The following is a 15087-nucleotide window of genomic DNA, read 5'->3' as shown; positions in this document are numbered from 1 at the left end:
TGGCTTTTTCAGGTCGATGCATCAAGTCAGACGCCTCGGTCAGCTCCCTCTCCCCCCGGGAGAGGGCTGGGGTGAGGGTTGCTTTTGCCGTTCGCGTAGGTCTTGATGTCGGCAACGCGTTCAGCCGGATGCTGAGCGGCGATGATCATGTAAGGGAAACACCATGGCAAATCACTATCGCGAACTGCTGACCACCCCCGGCGCCACCGGGCTAGTGCTCGCGAGTTCTATCGCCCGCTTGCCACAGGCAATGATCGGCATCGGCATCATCACCATGCTGGTGCAACAAACCGGGGTTTACTGGCTGGCCGGCGCCGTCGCCGGCACGTTCACCCTGGCCAATGCGTTACTCGGCCCGCACATCTCGAAACAGGTCGATCAACATGGCCAGAGTCGTGTGCTGCCCATCGTCACAGCGTTCAGCATTGGCATGTTGCTGGCGCTGATCACCGCCGTCTACTTGCGCGCTCCAGCCGCGTTGCTGTTCGTTCTGGCTGCACTGGCGGGGACGATGCCAAGCATGCCGTCGATGATTCGCGCCCGATGGACGCAGTTGTTCCGGGGTAAGCCGCAACTGCACACGGCGTTCTCGCTGGACACTGTCCTCACCGAAATGGCCTACATTGTCGGCCCGCCACTGGCGATCGGTTTGAGCGTGAGTTTTTTCGCCGAAGCCGGGCCACTGGTCGCGGTCGGATTGCTGGCCGTCGGGGTGACGGCGTTTCTGCTGCAACGCCAGACTGAACCTAAAGTTGTCGTGGGCCACGCCAGTCATGGCGGCTCAACCCTGCTGATTCCCGGTGTACGCACCATTGTGCTGGCGCTGTTGGCGATGGGTGTCATTGGCGGAGCAATCGATGTCGCCGTCGTGGCGTTCGCCAATGCGCAGGGCTGGCCAGCGTCGGCGACCTTTATCCTCGCCGCCTATGCGTTCGGTTCACTGGTTGCGGGCCTGACGTTCGGCGCGATGAGGGTTTCGCTGGCGATCGAAAAACAGTTTCTGATCGGGATCCTGGTCACGGCGTTCACCGGCGTGTTGCCGATTTTTGCAGCCGACGTGTATGTCCTGTCAGCGACGCTGTTCATCGCCGGCATCTCGTTTGCGCCAACGATGGTCGTGGTGATGAAGCTGGGGACGATCATCATCCCGCCGTCGCGGATCACCGAAGGGCTGACGTGGATGACCACGGGTATCAGCATCGGCGTTGCACTGGGCGGGATGTTGGCGGGGGTGGTTATCGATGCGTACGGCGCGCGGGCGGGGTTTGGCGTGGCGATTGGCGCGGGGATCATGATGGTGGTTGTTGTGTTGTTCGGGTTGCGTACATTGGGGGCTGCTTCGGCTGTGCAGGTTGAGCCGCAATTTTCGCCCTCACCCTAACCCTCTCCCCCAGGAGAGGGGACTGAATGGGGGATGTTCAAGAAATACACCGACTTGAACGTGATGCTTTGAATCCATAATCGGCACGATGTTTCAGGTCGATGTCCAGCGCCAGACACCTCGGTCAGCTCCCTCTACCTCTGGGAGAGGGCTGGGCGGGCGGCGTTCCGATGAGGGGCGTGGAGTTCACTCAACCTTCAATCTGCCGCAACCGCTTATAAAGCGTATTCCGACTAACCCCCAACCGCCGCGCCAAATGCGAAATATTCCCCCCGGAAGCCTTCAACTCACGGTTCAACGCCTCCACATCATTCAAATCAACCCCCAACGGCACCGCGCTCTCCACCGGCTCCATCTCCAGATCCACAAAAAAATCATCCGGCAAATGCTCCGGCCTCACCGGTTGTTCCTCGGCCATGGCCAGCGCCACCTGCATCACGCTGCTGACCTGACGCAAATTCCCCGGCCACGGATGCCGTTCGAACAACTCCAGCACCTCACGACTCAACCCGGCCCATTGCGTCGGTTCACGATGCTCTTCCCACAGCCGCTTGAACAACGCCTCCTTGTCACTGCGCTCGCGCAATGGCGGCAACTCCAGCGTCAGCCCGCCAATGCGGTAATACAAATCCTCCCTGAACCGGCCCAACTGCACTTGTTCGCGTAAAGAGCGGTTAGTCGCCGAGATAATCCGCAAATCCACCGGGAACAACTCGCTGCTGCCCACCGGCTGCACGCAACGCTCCTGCAACACCCGCAACAACCGCGCCTGCGTCGGCAGCGGCATGTCGCCGATTTCATCAAGGAACAACGTGCCTTTGTCCGCCTTGCGAATCAGGCCGATGCTGCCTTTCTGATTGGCGCCGGTGAAAGCGCCTTTTTCATAGCCGAACAGTTCCGACTCGACCAGTTCGGCGGGGATCGCTGCACAGTTGACGGCAATGAATGCCTGTTTGCAACGCGAGCTGGCCTGATGCAGGGCTTTGACGAAGACTTCTTTGCCGACTCCGGTTTCGCCATGGATCAGTAGAGGAATGTCTTTTTCCAGCAAGCGTTCCGCCTGACGCACGGCTTTTTCCACACGACTGTCGCCGAAGTGCAGGGTGTTGAGGCTGATGGCGCCGGCTGTCTTGATCGGCGCTTCGACGCTTTTTGCTTCAGCGAAGAGGCGAGGTTGAATCGGCGCCTGCTTCGGTCGCTTCAACAAACATTGAAAACGGTTACGCCCGGAGGTCTGCAAGGCAAACGGCAGGCCGTCCGGTTGATTGATCAGCTCCAGCATCGACACCTTGAACAGGCTCTCGACGCTTACCCGCGACAGGCGCACGCCGAGCAGATTGTCCGCTCGGCGATTAGCCGACAACACCTGACCGCTCTCATCAAAAATCAACAACCCGGCCCACTGACTGTCGAGGTTGTTCAGCCCGGTGTTGAAGGTCAGTTGAAAGTGCTGGCCATGGAACAGGTTGAGGATCAGCCGGTTTTCCACGGTCTGGCTCATCATCTTGACCATGCCCAAGGTATGCGAGGGCGGCAGGTAGCTGTCGCTGGACACGTCGAGCACCGCGATCACCTTGCGCTCGGCGTCGAAAATCGGCGCGGCGGAACCGGTCATGAAACGGTTGGCCTTGAGAAAATGTTCGTCGTGTTCGATGTGCACGGCTTGCTCACAGGCCAGCGCCGTGCCGATCGCATTGGTGCCGCTGGTGCGTTCCACCCAGCTCGCACCGGCCTGAAACCCTCGCGCCAGATTCGGTTCGATAAAGCGTTGCGTGCCCCACGAGGTCAGCACTTGGCCCTGATTGTCCGCGAGCATGATCAAGCAGTTGGAGTTGCTGAGGATGTTTTCGTAATAGGGCAGAACTTCCTGATGCGTGGTCTGCACCAGTGAGTGATGACTGTCGAGCAGATGCGCAATGCCGGCGGCAGGCAACTGATCGAAGGCCGGCGTGCTCTGGTGATCAAGACCGAACGCGCGGCAACGTTGCCAGGAAGTCTGGACGATCGCGTCGTGGGACAGCGGCGGGGCAGGTGCGGCCATGGCAGTCAGCCTCTGATGCAGCATTCTTATTATTGTTATGCGATCCCCTCTGTAGGAGCTGCCGCAGGCTGCGATCTTTTGATCCTGTTTTTTGACAATCAAGATCAAAAGATCGCAGCCTGCGGCAGCTCCTACAGGGGGATCGGTTCGCAAAAAGCGTTCATAGAGTGTTGTTCACTATTGTTCATTGTCAATCGCCCAACTGTTCAAATGTGTTCAGCAATGAACGCCGGTTCCCCGTGCTTTCAACGATTTTCGCGACAAATCAATCACTTGCCTTTTCTGGCACGAAACTCGCTCCCGTGCACAGGTCGCTTGACTCCAATAATAAAAAGGCCGAGCCATGTCACTCACCCTGGAGCACGTCAGCCGTACCGTCGAGGGCCAGACCTGGATCGACGATGCGTGCCTGAAATTCGAAGCCGGTTCCTTCAACGTTTTGCTCGGCCGTACGCTGTCCGGCAAAACCAGCCTGATGCGCTTGATGGCTGGTCTCGACAAGCCCGACAGCGGCCGCATCCTGATGAACGGCGTCGATGTCACCCAACGCCCGGTGCGTTTGCGCAACGTGTCGATGGTCTATCAGCAGTTCATCAACTACCCGACCATGACCGTGTTCGAGAACATCGCCTCGCCGCTGCGCCAGGCCGGTGTGTCCAAAGAGATCATTCACAGCAAAGTGCAAGAAACCGCGCGAATGCTGCGCATCGAGAAGTTTCTGCAGCGCTATCCGCTGGAACTCTCTGGCGGCCAACAGCAGCGCACCGCCATGGCCCGCGCACTGGTCAAAGACGCCGAGCTGATCCTGTTCGACGAGCCGCTGGTCAACCTCGACTACAAACTGCGCGAAGAGCTGCGCCAGGAAATGCGCGAGCTGTTCAAGGCGCGCCACACCATCGCCATTTATGCCACCACCGAACCCAACGAAGCGCTGGCACTCGGTGGCACCACGACCATTCTTCACGAAGGCCGGGTGATCCAGAGCGGGCCGTCGACTTCGGTGTATCACCAGCCGCAAACCGTATTGGCGGCGGAATTGTTCTCCGAACCACCGATCAACCTGATGCCCGGGCGCATCGCCGGCAACGAAGTCAGTTTCGCCAATTTCGTGCACTTCCCGTTGAACGTCGATCTGCGTCCGGTGGGTGAGGGCGAGTTTCGCTTCGGCGTTCGTCCCAGCCATATCTCGCTGGTGCCGAGCAACGATGACGACCTGGAATTGGCAGTGACCGTCGAAGTCGCCGAGATCAGCGGTTCGGAAACCTTCCTGCACGTGCGCAACGAGCATTTCCTGCTGGTGCTGCACCTGCCCGGCGTTCACGAATACGACGTCGATGCGCCGATCCGCATTTACATCCCGACCCACAAACTGTTCGTTTTCGATGCGCAGGGCCGTCTGGTGCAAGCACCGGGCCGGCGTGTCGCGAGGGTTGCCTGATGGCCGAAATCCGTTTGCAGCACCTCGCCCACAGCTACAGCAAAACCCCGAGTGGCGCGGAGGATTATGCGATCCGTGAGATGGATCACGTCTGGGAGCAGGGCGGTGCCTACGCCTTGCTCGGGCCGTCGGGTTGCGGCAAGTCGACCTTGCTCAACATCATTTCCGGCCTGCTCAGCCCTTCGCAGGGCCATGTGTTGTTCGACGGCAAAGCGGTTAATGACCTGACGCCGGAGAAGCGCAACATTGCCCAGGTTTTCCAGTTTCCGGTGGTCTACGACACCATGACCGTGTTCGATAACCTCGCCTTTCCCCTGCGCAATCAGGGCATGGCTGAGGCGAAAGTGCACAGCAAGGTGCAGGAGATTGCCGAAGTCCTCGACCTGCAAAACCTCCTGAGCAAGAAGGCGCGCAACCTCACCGCTGACGAAAAACAGAAAGTTTCGATGGGCCGTGGTCTGGTCCGTGACGACGTCTCGGCAATCCTCTTCGACGAGCCGCTGACGGTGATCGACCCGCACCTGAAGTGGAAACTGCGGCGCAAGCTCAAACAGATCCACGAGCAGTTCAACATCACCATGGTCTACGTCACCCACGATCAACTCGAGGCTTCGACCTTCGCCGACAAGATCGCGGTGATGTACGGCGGCCAGATCGTCCAGTTCGGCACGCCACGGGAATTGTTCGAGCGGCCGAGCCACACCTTTGTCGGCTATTTCATCGGCAGCCCGGGGATGAATCTGATCGAGGTGCAGCCACAACCCGGCGGCGTCGGTTTCGCCTCGACGCACCTGCCGCTGTCCGACGCGATGCAACGGCATATCGAACACGGTCAGTGGAAAAATCTCAAGGTCGGTATCCGCCCCGAATTCATTCATGTCTGGGACGAGCCGTTTGATGACGCCATGCAGGCAAAAGTCATCCACGTCGAAGACCTCGGCACCTACAAGATCATGACCCTCGACCTCGACGGCGCACCGCTCAAAGTGCGCCTGGCCGAGGACAAACCGGTGCCGCAGGGCACTGCCTACATCAGTTTTCCGGCGCAGTGGCTGATGGTTTATGCCGACGAGTTCCTCCTGGAAGCCGACAGCGGCGAGGTGCAGCCATGAACAAGGTGCAGAACAACAAGGCCTGGTGGCTGGTGTTGCCGGTGTTCCTGCTGGTGGCGTTCAGTGCGGTGATCCCGATGATGACCGTGGTCAACTATTCGGTGCAGGACATCTTCGACCAGTCCAGCCGCTACTTCGTCGGCGCTGACTGGTACAAGCAGGTGCTGCTTGATCCGCGTTTGCACGACTCGTTGCTGCGCCAGTTCATCTACTCGGCCTGCGTGTTGCTGATCGAAATTCCGCTGGGCATCGCTGTCGCCCTGACCATGCCGACCAAGGGGCGCTGGTCGTCGGTGGTGCTGATCATTCTGGCGATTCCGCTGCTGATCCCGTGGAACGTGGTCGGCACCATCTGGCAGATTTTCGGCCGCGCCGACATCGGTCTGCTCGGTTCCAGCCTCAACGCGATGGGCATCAGCTACAACTACGCAGCCAACACCATGGACGCCTGGGTGACGGTGCTGGTGATGGACGTCTGGCATTGGACTTCATTGGTGGCGTTGCTGTGCTTCTCAGGTTTGCGCGCGATTCCCGATGTGTATTACCAGGCCGCGCGCATCGACCGCGCCTCGGCCTGGGCGGTGTTCCGCCATATTCAATTGCCCAAGCTGAAAAGCGTGCTGCTGATCGCAGTGATGCTGCGCTTCATGGACAGTTTCATGATCTACACCGAGCCGTTTGTGCTCACCGGCGGCGGGCCGGGCAACGCTACGACCTTCCTGAGTCAGACGTTGACGCAGATGGCGGTAGGGCAATTCGACCTCGGTCCGGCAGCGGCGTTTTCGCTGGTGTACTTCCTGATCATCCTGTTGGTGTCCTGGCTGTTCTACACCGCCATGACTCACTCCGACGCCAACCGCTGAGGCCCGGCCATGAGCAAAAGAAAGCTTATTCCGTTGTTGGTGTACATCCTGTTCCTGCTGGTGCCGATCTACTGGCTGCTGAACATGTCGTTCAAGAGCAACACCGAAATCCTCGGCGGGTTGACCCTGTTTCCGCAGGATTTCACCTGGCACAACTACAAGGTGATTTTCACTGACCCGAGTTGGTACAACGGTTATCTCAACTCGTTGTACTACGTCAGCCTCAACACGGTGATCTCGCTGAGCGTGGCGTTGCCGGCGGCGTATGCGTTTTCGCGCTATCGTTTTCTCGGCGACAAACACTTGTTCTTCTGGCTGCTGACCAACCGCATGGCGCCACCGGCGGTGTTTTTGCTGCCGTTCTTTCAGTTGTATTCGTCGATCGGTTTGTTCGATACGCACATCGCTGTGGCGTTGGCGCACTGCCTGTTCAACGTGCCATTGGCGGTGTGGATTCTCGAAGGTTTCATGTCCGGTGTGCCCAAGGAAATCGACGAAACGGCCTACATTGACGGCTACAGTTTTCCCAAGTTCTTCGTGAAGATTTTCATCCCGCTGATCGGTTCCGGTATCGGTGTGACGGCGTTTTTCTGCTTCATGTTTTCCTGGGTCGAACTGCTGCTCGCGCGCACGTTGACCTCGGTAAATGCCAAACCGATCGCAGCGGTGATGACCCGCACGGTGTCGGCCTCGGGTATCGACTGGGGCGTGCTGGCAGCGGCGGGGGTGTTGACTATTCTGCCGGGCATGCTGGTGATCTGGTTTGTTCGCAACCACGTGGCCAAGGGCTTTGCCCTCGGCCGGGTCTGAGGAGCTGATGATGGAATGGATGAGCTGGACCACCCCGACAGCAGGGTTCTTCATCGCCATTGGTCTGCTGCTGGTGGGCATGACCACGTGGGAATTGCGTTCGCCGAGCATCCTGCGGCGAGGTTTTCTGCCGATTGCCACCACCCGTGGCGATCGCTTGTTTATCGGTCTTCTCGGCAGCGCCTACCTGCATTTGCTGGTCATCGGCGCCACCGACTGGAGCATCTGGGTGGCGTCCGCGTTGTCCCTGGTGTGGCTGTTGGCTGTGATGCGTTGGGGCTAGTCGAGTCATTCGGCAACCGTGCTCCGAAATCCTAAACAGGAGGTCTCTATGTTCGACAAAAACAATAAGCTGCGACATAGCATTTCATTGGCAGCCATGCTGGCACTCAGCGGTTTGAGCGCAGTCGCCTGGGCTGATGCCTACGAAGACGCGGCGAAAAAATGGATCGGCAGTGAATTCAAACCGTCGACCCTGACGGCTGAACAGCAACTCGAAGAATTGAAGTGGTTCATCAAGGCTGCCGAGCCGTTTCGCGGCATGGAAATCAAGGTCGTTTCCGAGACCCTGACCACCCACGAATACGAGTCGAAAGTGCTCGCCAAGGCCTTCACCGAAATCACCGGGATCAAGCTCACCCACGACCTGCTGCAAGAAGGCGACGTGGTCGAGAAAATGCAGACGGTGATGCAGTCCGACAAGAATATCTATGACGGCTGGGTCAACGACTCTGACCTGATCGGTACGCACTTTCGCTACGGCAAGACCGAATCGATCACCGACCTGATGGCCAACGAAGGCAAGAACTTCACTTCGCCGACCCTCGACATCAAGGACTTCATCGGCATCTCGTTCACCACCGCGCCGGACGGCAAGATCTATCAACTGCCCGACCAGCAATTCGCCAACCTGTATTGGTTCCGCGCCGACTGGTTTGAACGCGCCGATCTGAAAGCCAAGTTCAAGGAAAAGTACGGCTACGAATTGGGCGTGCCGGTGAACTGGTCGGCCTATGAAGACATCGCCAAATTCTTCAGCGAAGACGTCAAGGAAATCGACGGCAAACGCGTATACGGCCACATGGACTACGGCAAGAAAGACCCGTCGCTGGGCTGGCGTTTCACCGATGCCTGGTTCTCCATGGCCGGTGGCGGCGACAAAGGCTTGCCCAACGGTTTGCCGGTGGACGAGTGGGGGATTCGCGTCGAGGATTGCCATCCGGTCGGTTCCAGCGTGACCCGTGGCGGCGACACCAACGGCCCGGCCGCTGTGTTCGCCACGCAGAAATACGTCGACTGGCTGAAGGCCTACGCGCCACCGGAAGCGGCGGGCATGACTTTCTCCGAGTCCGGCCCGGTGCCGTCGCAGGGCAATATCGCTCAGCAGATCTTCTGGTACACCGCATTCACCGCCGACATGACCAAGCCGGGTCTGCCGGTGGTCAACGCCGACGGCACGCCGAAATGGCGGATGGCGCCATCGCCGCGCGGGCCGTATTGGGAAGAGGGCATGAAGCTTGGCTATCAGGACGTGGGTTCGTGGACGTTCATGAAATCCACGCCTGAGAAACAGAAACTCGCGGCGTGGCTGTATGCGCAGTTCGTGACCTCGAAAACTGTCTCGTTGAAGAAAACCATCGTCGGCCTGACGCCGATTCGCGAGTCGGACATCAACTCGCAAGCGATGACCGATCTGGCGCCGAAACTCGGCGGTCTGGTCGAGTTCTACCGCAGCCCGGCCCGCGTGCAATGGACCCCGACCGGGACCAACGTGCCGGACTATCCGCGTCTGGCGCAACTGTGGTGGAGCCACATCGCCGAAGCGGCCAGCGGCGAGAAAACCCCGCAACAGGCGCTGGATGGCCTGGCCAAGGATCAGGACGCAATCATGACGCGCCTCGAACGCTCCAAGGCCCAAGCGGTGTGCGCACCGAAAATGAACCCGGAGCGCGATGCGCAATACTGGTTTGATCAGCCAGGTGCACCGAAACCGAAACTGGCCAACGAGAAGCCGAAGGGCGAGACCGTGAGCTACAACGAACTCCTGAAATCGTGGGCGGATGCGCGCAAGTGATAGCTGAAATGTGAAAGGCGAACGGCACCGCAAGGTGCCGTTTTTGTTGGTGCCCGACCTACCGCAATCGCCAGCAGGCTAGCTCCCACAGGCTTTTGCGGTGCCGACACATTCAATGTAGGAGCTGCCGCAGGCTGCGATCTTTTGCTCTTGTTTTTAGATCAAGATCAACAGATCGCAGCCTGCGGCAGCTCCTACAGAGGTGATTCGGTGGTGGGGAAGCCCAGGCGGAACACGGTCATCGCGCCCGGCAGGCTCTTAACCTCGGCCACGCCTTGATGCAGGCTCATGATCGAGCGCACGATCGCCAGTCCCAACCCGGTGCTGCCCTGCGATCTGGAGCGGCTGCTGTCGACACGGTAGAAGCGGTCGAACAGATACGGCAGATGTTGCGCTTCAATCCCGGCGCCAGGGTTGCTGACCAGTAGCGAGGATTGCTTTGCGCCTTGCTCGATCAGCAACGTCACGGTTTTTCCGGCGGGACAATGGCGCAACGCATTCGACAGCAGATTCGAAATCGCCCGCTGAATCATCAACCGATCGCCCAACACCGAAGCGCTGCCAATGACGTTCAAGTGAATGCGCTTGTCCTGCGCCGACAACGAAAACATCTCCGCCACTTTCGCCGCCTCAACCTCCAGCGCCACCGCTTCAAACGGTGCCAGCGCCGACGGATGACTGACCTGCGCCAGAAACAGCATGTCCGAGACAATCCGCGCCACCCGCTCCAGCTCTTCGGTGCACGACACCAGCACATCCTTGTACTCGTCCACCGAGCGCTCGCGTGAGAGCGTCACTTGCGCCTTGCCCATCAGGTTATTGATCGGCGTGCGCAGCTCATGCGCCAGATCATCGGAAAACTGTGACAACTGCTGCACCCCGGCATCCAGCCGATGCAGCATGAAGTTGATGCCCTGCGCCAGTTCGCTCAACTCCTGCGGCATGTTCACCACCGACAGGCGATGATCGAGATCCTGGGTCGAGACCATCGCTGCGACTTTGCGAAACTCGCGCATCGGTGCCAATCCGCGCTGCACCGCGCCCCACGCCGTGAGGCCGATGAACACCAGCAGCAACGGCAAGGCAATCAGCGTCGAGCGCAGATAGGCGCTGAGCAAGGCCTCATCGTGGGCGTTATCAACCGACAGTAGCACTGGCACGCTGCTGCCGTCCTTGAGGCGAATCAGTTGGGAGGCGGTAAGGAATTGCTTGCCTTCAGTGTCAGTGCTGTCGCTGTAGGCCAGTTGATCGGTGGTCGCGCGCACGGCTTTTAATTCGACCCGTGGATCGGCCAGGCCCGAGCCGGATTTGAGCAGCGGCGAGCGCTGATTGAGGCGGTCATAAATCGTCAGCGTGAGGTTGTCATGGCCCATTACCTGATCGAGCAGAATGTGCGGCTTACCGCTGATTTCATTGGCGTCGACGTACAGCGACAGGCTGTGTTCAACCTGTTGCATCTTCTTTTCCAGGCTGTCTCGGGACAGCGCATTCAGCTCATGGGTCAGGGCGAAGTACGCCAGAATCGCCAGAAACACCACCAGCAGCGCACCGAGAATGCTCACCGTCAAACCGAGGCGCATCGACAGACTGGCCGGCTTCATTCGCGCGATTCCAGGACATAGCCGACACCGCGCAGGGTGTGGATCAACTTGCTCTCGAACGGGTCGTCGATTTTCGCCCGCAAGCGGCGGATCGAGACTTCGACGACATTGGTGTCGCAATCGAAATTCATGTCCCACACCAGCGAGATGATTTGCGTGCGCGTCAGCACTTCGCCGGACTGGCGCATCAGCAGGTGCAGCAGGGCGAATTCCTTGGTGGTCAGGTCGATACGCTGCTCGCCACGGAACGCGCGGTGCCTGCCCGGATCGAGTTCCAGATCCGCGACTTTCAACACCTGCGGCAGCGGAATGTTTTCACTGCGGCGCATCAACGTGCGCACCCGCGCGAGCAATTCGGGGAACTCGAACGGCTTGACCAGATAGTCGTCGGCGCCCAGGTCGAGGCCGCGAATCTTGTCGGCCAGACGCCCGCGCGCGGTGAGCATCATCACTCGCGTGGAGTGCGTGCGGCGCAGTTGTTCCAGTACACCCCAGCCATCCAGTTCGGGCAGATTCACATCGAGAATCACCAGGTCGTAGGCTTGCTGTTGTGCCAGGTGCAAACCGTCGGCACCGGTGGCTGCGTGGTCAACGATATAACCACTTTCGGTCAAACCCTGATGCAAGTATTCGGCAGCTTTAAGCTCGTCCTCGATGACAAGGATTCGCATGATCTTTCACCACTTTTATTTAATGGGTATTTAATTTAGGCGACTGGGAAATTTATTGTTTTTGTGAGGTGTTCCGGACGTTGTTCAATAACGATAAGAAGCCCCTCACCCTCTCCCAGAGGGAGAGGGGACTAAACGTGGGATGCTTCAGAACTGCACCGACGTGGAACATCTTTACGGAATCCATAATCGACTAGATGTAACAGGTCGATATATAACGCCAGACATCTCGGTCGGCTCCCTCTCCCCCCGGGAGAGGGCTGGGGTGAGGGGAAGTCCGAACGATAAAGGTTGTAGTGGCTACAGGGTCAACCGCCAAGCGCTTTAAAACGGCGCTCTGCGACAGCCTGTCGCAGCAAAAACTACAAAATCCCCATGACATTGATTTTCACAAGTGCTGTTCAGCAGATCTCTAACCCGCATTTGTTTCGATGTATTACGACAACAGCGTTTGCACTTCGCATCCTAGAACAAAACAACTTCGGCAAACCGTGGATAACAGATTTGTAATGTTCCAGTCACCTTGTCGATAAGTTCAAAACCCTACCGTGGCGGCATTGAAAATCCTGAATCAAAGGAAGTCTGCCATTGCCCGGTTTATTACAACTGACGGCGCGATCACGCCTGAAAAAAACAGTCAGCGGCATGCTGCTGATCGCCAGTGCAAGCCTCGCGAATGCTGCGACCCTGACGCTTGATCAGGCCCTGCAAAACGCCTTTGCCGGCAACCCGGAGCTGGCCGCTGCGCAGTGGGAAATCGGCATTGCCGAAGGCGATTGCCAGCAGGCCGGGCTGATGCCCAATCCCGAAGTGTCTTGGGAAGCCGAAGACACCCGTCGCGACTCACGCACCACGACGATCATGCTCAGCCAGCCGATCGAACTGGGCGGTAAACGCGGCGCCCGTATCGATGTTGCCAGCCGTGCGCAGGATGCCGCCGCAATTGAACTGGAGCGCAAGCGCAATGCCTTGCGTGCCGATGTGATTCAGGCGTTCAACAGTGCGCAAACCGCGCAGCAACGCTTGCTGCTGTCCCGTCAGTCACTGCAACTCGCTGAGCACGGTTTACGTGTCGCCCAAGGGCGGATCGAGGCGGGCAAATCGTCGCCCGTCGAAGGCACGCGAGCGCAAGTGCAGCTCTCGGAAGTGCGCCTGGAACTGCGCCGCGCCGAACGCGATCAAGCCACTGCTTACCAACAATTGGCGCAGGTCATGGGCGCGCCGTTGCCGGCGTCGACCAGGGTGCAGGCGCCCGCGCAAAGCATGCCGGCCGTTCCGCCACCGACAAGATTGCTCGAGCGTCTGAACGAAAGCGCCGAGCTGCGTCTGGCGAATTTGCAGATCGATCAGCGTGAAGCGTCGCTGGGACTGGAAAAGTCCCAGCGCATTCCCGACCTCACCGTGAGCGTCGGCAGCCAGTACAGCGAGGCCGAGCGCGAGCGGGTCAACGTGGTCGGGCTGTCGATGCCGATCCCGCTGTTCAACCGCAACCAGGGCAACGTCCTCGCGGCGGCACGCCGTACCGATCAGGCGCGGGATCTGCGCAACGCCACCGAACTGCGCTTGCGCACGGAAATCCAGACCAGCCTTGAACAATGGCAGACCGCCAACGGCGAAGTCAGCGCGTTCAACCAGACCATCCTGCCCGCCGCGCAAAGTGCGGTCGACAGCGCCACGCGCGGGTTCGAAATGGGCAAGTTCGGCTTCCTCGATGTGCTCGACGCGCAACGCACATTGATCGCTGCGCGCAGCCAATACATCCAGGCCGTCAGCGAAGCGACCGACGCCCGCGTACGCATCGAACGGATCTTCGGCGAGCTCAGCGTCAGCCCTTGAATTTCACTTTTCAGATCACTGCGCGCAGGCACGGCGCAGAGGAGTTTCCATGGATAAAAAACTGATGATTGTCGCGGTGGCGACGTTGGCGCTGGGCATTGGCATCGGCTCGCAGTGGTCAAGTAACGCGAGTATCGACGCCCACGCCGACGAGGCGTCCGAGCACGCCGATCACGCCGAGGAGGGCGCTGCCGCAGAGGGCGAACATGGCGAGGAGGGCCACATCCAATTGAGCGTCGAACAGATTAGCGCAGCCGGTATTCAACTGGCCGAGGCAAAGCCGCAAAGCATCGACCTCGGCCTGCCGTTCCCCGGCGAAGTGCGTTTCGACGAAGACCGCACCGCCCATGTCGTGCCACGTGTGCCGGGCGTGGTCGAGACGGTCTCGGTCAACCTCGGGCAGACGGTGAAGAAGGGCCAGTTGCTGGCGGTGATCGCCAGTCAGCAAATCTCCGATCAGCGCAGCGAGCAAGCTGCCGCGCAACGCCGCCTGACGTTGGCGCGCACCACCTATGAGCGCGAGAAAAAGTTGTGGCAGGACAAGATCTCTGCCGAGCAGGATTTTCTTCAGGCGCGCCAGGCATTGCAAGAAGCCGAAATTGCCGTGAGCAACGCCAGGCAAAAGATCAGCGTACTCAGCGGCAGCGTCGTCGCCACCGGCGGCAATCGCTATGAGTTGCGCGCACCGTTCGACGGCGTAGTGGTGGAAAAACACCTGACGCCGGGCGAGGTGGTCGATGAAACCACGCCAGCGTTCACGCTCTCGGATTTGTCGCGGGTGTGGGTCACGTTCGGTGTTTCACCGAAGGATCTGAACAAGGTGCAAGTGGGCAAAGCGGTCACCGTCAGCGCCGCAGAATTGAACGCGGAAGTCGTCGGCAGCGTGGCATATGTCGGCAGTTTGCTTGGCGAGCAAACCCGCACCGCGACCGTGCGCGTCACGCTGGAAAATCCGCAGGGTTCGTGGCGTCCCGGCCTGTTCGTCACGGCGCTGGTCGCCACTGAAAGTCGCCAGGCAAAAGTCGCCGTGCCTGAAGCCGCGATCCAGACCGTCGAGGACAAACCCACGGTATTCGTGCGTACCGATGACGGCTTCGCAGCGCGGGCCGTCGAGCTGGGCAGTCGCGCCGCGGGCCACGTCGAAGTCACTCAGGGGCTGGAACCGGGCGTGCAAGTCGCCAGCGTCGGCAGCTTCGTCCTCAAATCGGAACTGGGCAAAGCCTCGGCCGAGCACTCGCACTGATCCGCTACTTTCGACCG

At 59.5% G+C, this 15087-nt stretch carries 12 protein-coding genes; 9 read left to right on the top strand and 3 right to left on the bottom strand.

Annotation, left to right across the window (positions count from 1 at the left end):
• Nucleotides 1-163: 163 nt before the first annotated feature.
• The gene (locus QOL84_RS08675; protein WP_283436930.1) at nucleotides 164-1381 is read left to right on the top strand and encodes an MFS transporter; all 1218 of its coding nucleotides are present in this window, start codon (nucleotides 164-166) and stop codon (nucleotides 1379-1381) included.
• A 190-nt stretch (nucleotides 1382-1571) separates the two neighbouring features.
• Here the strand turns inward: QOL84_RS08675 and QOL84_RS08670 are convergent, their stop codons facing one another.
• Nucleotides 1572-3422: a sigma-54-dependent Fis family transcriptional regulator gene (locus QOL84_RS08670; RefSeq protein ID WP_283436929.1), complete on the bottom strand. Its 1851-nt coding sequence runs from the start codon at nucleotides 3420-3422 to the stop codon at nucleotides 1572-1574.
• A 343-nt stretch (nucleotides 3423-3765) separates the two neighbouring features.
• On the opposite strand from QOL84_RS08670, the gene QOL84_RS08665 reads away from it, so the two are divergent.
• Genes QOL84_RS08665 through QOL84_RS08640 form a run of 6 tightly spaced genes read left to right on the top strand, consistent with a single transcriptional unit; the run spans nucleotide 3766 to nucleotide 9719 of the window.
• Complete coding sequence (locus QOL84_RS08665) at nucleotides 3766-4860, top strand: ABC transporter ATP-binding protein (protein ID WP_129392178.1); 1095 nt, start codon at nucleotides 3766-3768, stop codon at nucleotides 4858-4860.
• Nucleotides 4860-5972, top strand: coding sequence for an ABC transporter ATP-binding protein (locus QOL84_RS08660; RefSeq protein ID WP_129392181.1), 1113 nt, complete (start codon nucleotides 4860-4862; stop codon nucleotides 5970-5972). The genes QOL84_RS08665 and QOL84_RS08660 overlap by 1 nt, the downstream gene beginning before the upstream one ends.
• Nucleotides 5969-6835, top strand: coding sequence for a carbohydrate ABC transporter permease (locus QOL84_RS08655; protein WP_007912484.1), 867 nt, complete (start codon nucleotides 5969-5971; stop codon nucleotides 6833-6835). Before QOL84_RS08660 ends, QOL84_RS08655 begins: the two co-directional genes overlap by 4 nt.
• A 9-nt stretch (nucleotides 6836-6844) precedes the next feature.
• On the top strand, nucleotides 6845-7645 hold the full coding sequence (locus QOL84_RS08650) for a carbohydrate ABC transporter permease (protein WP_102357788.1): 801 nt from the start codon (nucleotides 6845-6847) through the stop codon (nucleotides 7643-7645).
• Between the two features lie 10 nt (nucleotides 7646-7655).
• Complete coding sequence (locus QOL84_RS08645) at nucleotides 7656-7928, top strand: DUF2160 domain-containing protein (RefSeq protein ID WP_103305295.1); 273 nt, start codon at nucleotides 7656-7658, stop codon at nucleotides 7926-7928.
• 48 nt (nucleotides 7929-7976) lie between these two features.
• The gene (locus tag QOL84_RS08640; RefSeq protein WP_129392184.1) at nucleotides 7977-9719 is read left to right on the top strand and encodes an ABC transporter substrate-binding protein; all 1743 of its coding nucleotides are present in this window, start codon (nucleotides 7977-7979) and stop codon (nucleotides 9717-9719) included.
• 194 nt (nucleotides 9720-9913) lie between these two features.
• Here the strand turns inward: QOL84_RS08640 and QOL84_RS08635 are convergent, their stop codons facing one another.
• Nucleotides 9914-11320 carry a heavy metal sensor histidine kinase gene (locus QOL84_RS08635; protein WP_283436928.1) on the bottom strand — a complete coding sequence of 469 codons (1407 nt, stop codon included), beginning with the start codon at nucleotides 11318-11320 and terminating at the stop codon, nucleotides 9914-9916.
• A complete protein-coding gene (locus QOL84_RS08630) occupies nucleotides 11317-11991 on the bottom strand; it encodes a heavy metal response regulator transcription factor (RefSeq protein WP_283436927.1) in 675 nt (224 codons plus the stop codon). The genes QOL84_RS08635 and QOL84_RS08630 overlap by 4 nt, the downstream gene beginning before the upstream one ends.
• A 588-nt stretch (nucleotides 11992-12579) precedes the next feature.
• On the opposite strand from QOL84_RS08630, the gene QOL84_RS08625 reads away from it, so the two are divergent.
• Both QOL84_RS08625 and QOL84_RS08620 read left to right on the top strand, forming a co-directional pair.
• Nucleotides 12580-13827 (top strand): TolC family protein, encoded by a 1248-nt coding sequence (locus tag QOL84_RS08625; RefSeq protein ID WP_283436926.1) that lies wholly within the window; start codon nucleotides 12580-12582, stop codon nucleotides 13825-13827.
• 49 nt (nucleotides 13828-13876) lie between these two features.
• Nucleotides 13877-15070: an efflux RND transporter periplasmic adaptor subunit gene (locus QOL84_RS08620; protein ID WP_283436925.1), complete on the top strand. Its 1194-nt coding sequence runs from the start codon at nucleotides 13877-13879 to the stop codon at nucleotides 15068-15070.
• The last annotated feature ends 17 nt before the right edge of the window (nucleotides 15071-15087 follow it).

The sequence above is a fragment of the Pseudomonas helmanticensis genome, assembly GCF_900182985.1.
In the GTDB taxonomy this organism is placed as follows: domain Bacteria; phylum Pseudomonadota; class Gammaproteobacteria; order Pseudomonadales; family Pseudomonadaceae; genus Aquipseudomonas; species Aquipseudomonas helmanticensis.
The sequence above is the reverse complement of the archived record's forward strand: the minus strand, read 5'-3'. Positions and strand labels throughout refer to the sequence as shown.

Coding starts and splice junctions, on each gene's coding strand:
- QOL84_RS08650 (WP_102357788.1), top strand. CDS start 6,845: ATGAGCAAAAGAAAGCTTATTCCGTTGTTGGTGTACATCCTGTTCCTG.
- QOL84_RS08630 (WP_283436927.1), bottom strand. CDS start 11,991: ATGCGAATCCTTGTCATCGAGGACGAGCTTAAAGCTGCCGAATACTTG.
- QOL84_RS08660 (WP_129392181.1), top strand. CDS start 4,860: ATGGCCGAAATCCGTTTGCAGCACCTCGCCCACAGCTACAGCAAAACC.
- QOL84_RS08675 (WP_283436930.1), top strand. CDS start 164: ATGGCAAATCACTATCGCGAACTGCTGACCACCCCCGGCGCCACCGGG.
- QOL84_RS08640 (WP_129392184.1), top strand. CDS start 7,977: ATGTTCGACAAAAACAATAAGCTGCGACATAGCATTTCATTGGCAGCC.
- QOL84_RS08645 (WP_103305295.1), top strand. CDS start 7,656: ATGGAATGGATGAGCTGGACCACCCCGACAGCAGGGTTCTTCATCGCC.
- QOL84_RS08620 (WP_283436925.1), top strand. CDS start 13,877: ATGGATAAAAAACTGATGATTGTCGCGGTGGCGACGTTGGCGCTGGGC.
- QOL84_RS08670 (WP_283436929.1), bottom strand. CDS start 3,422: ATGGCCGCACCTGCCCCGCCGCTGTCCCACGACGCGATCGTCCAGACT.
- QOL84_RS08635 (WP_283436928.1), bottom strand. CDS start 11,320: ATGAAGCCGGCCAGTCTGTCGATGCGCCTCGGTTTGACGGTGAGCATT.
- QOL84_RS08655 (WP_007912484.1), top strand. CDS start 5,969: ATGAACAAGGTGCAGAACAACAAGGCCTGGTGGCTGGTGTTGCCGGTG.
- QOL84_RS08665 (WP_129392178.1), top strand. CDS start 3,766: ATGTCACTCACCCTGGAGCACGTCAGCCGTACCGTCGAGGGCCAGACC.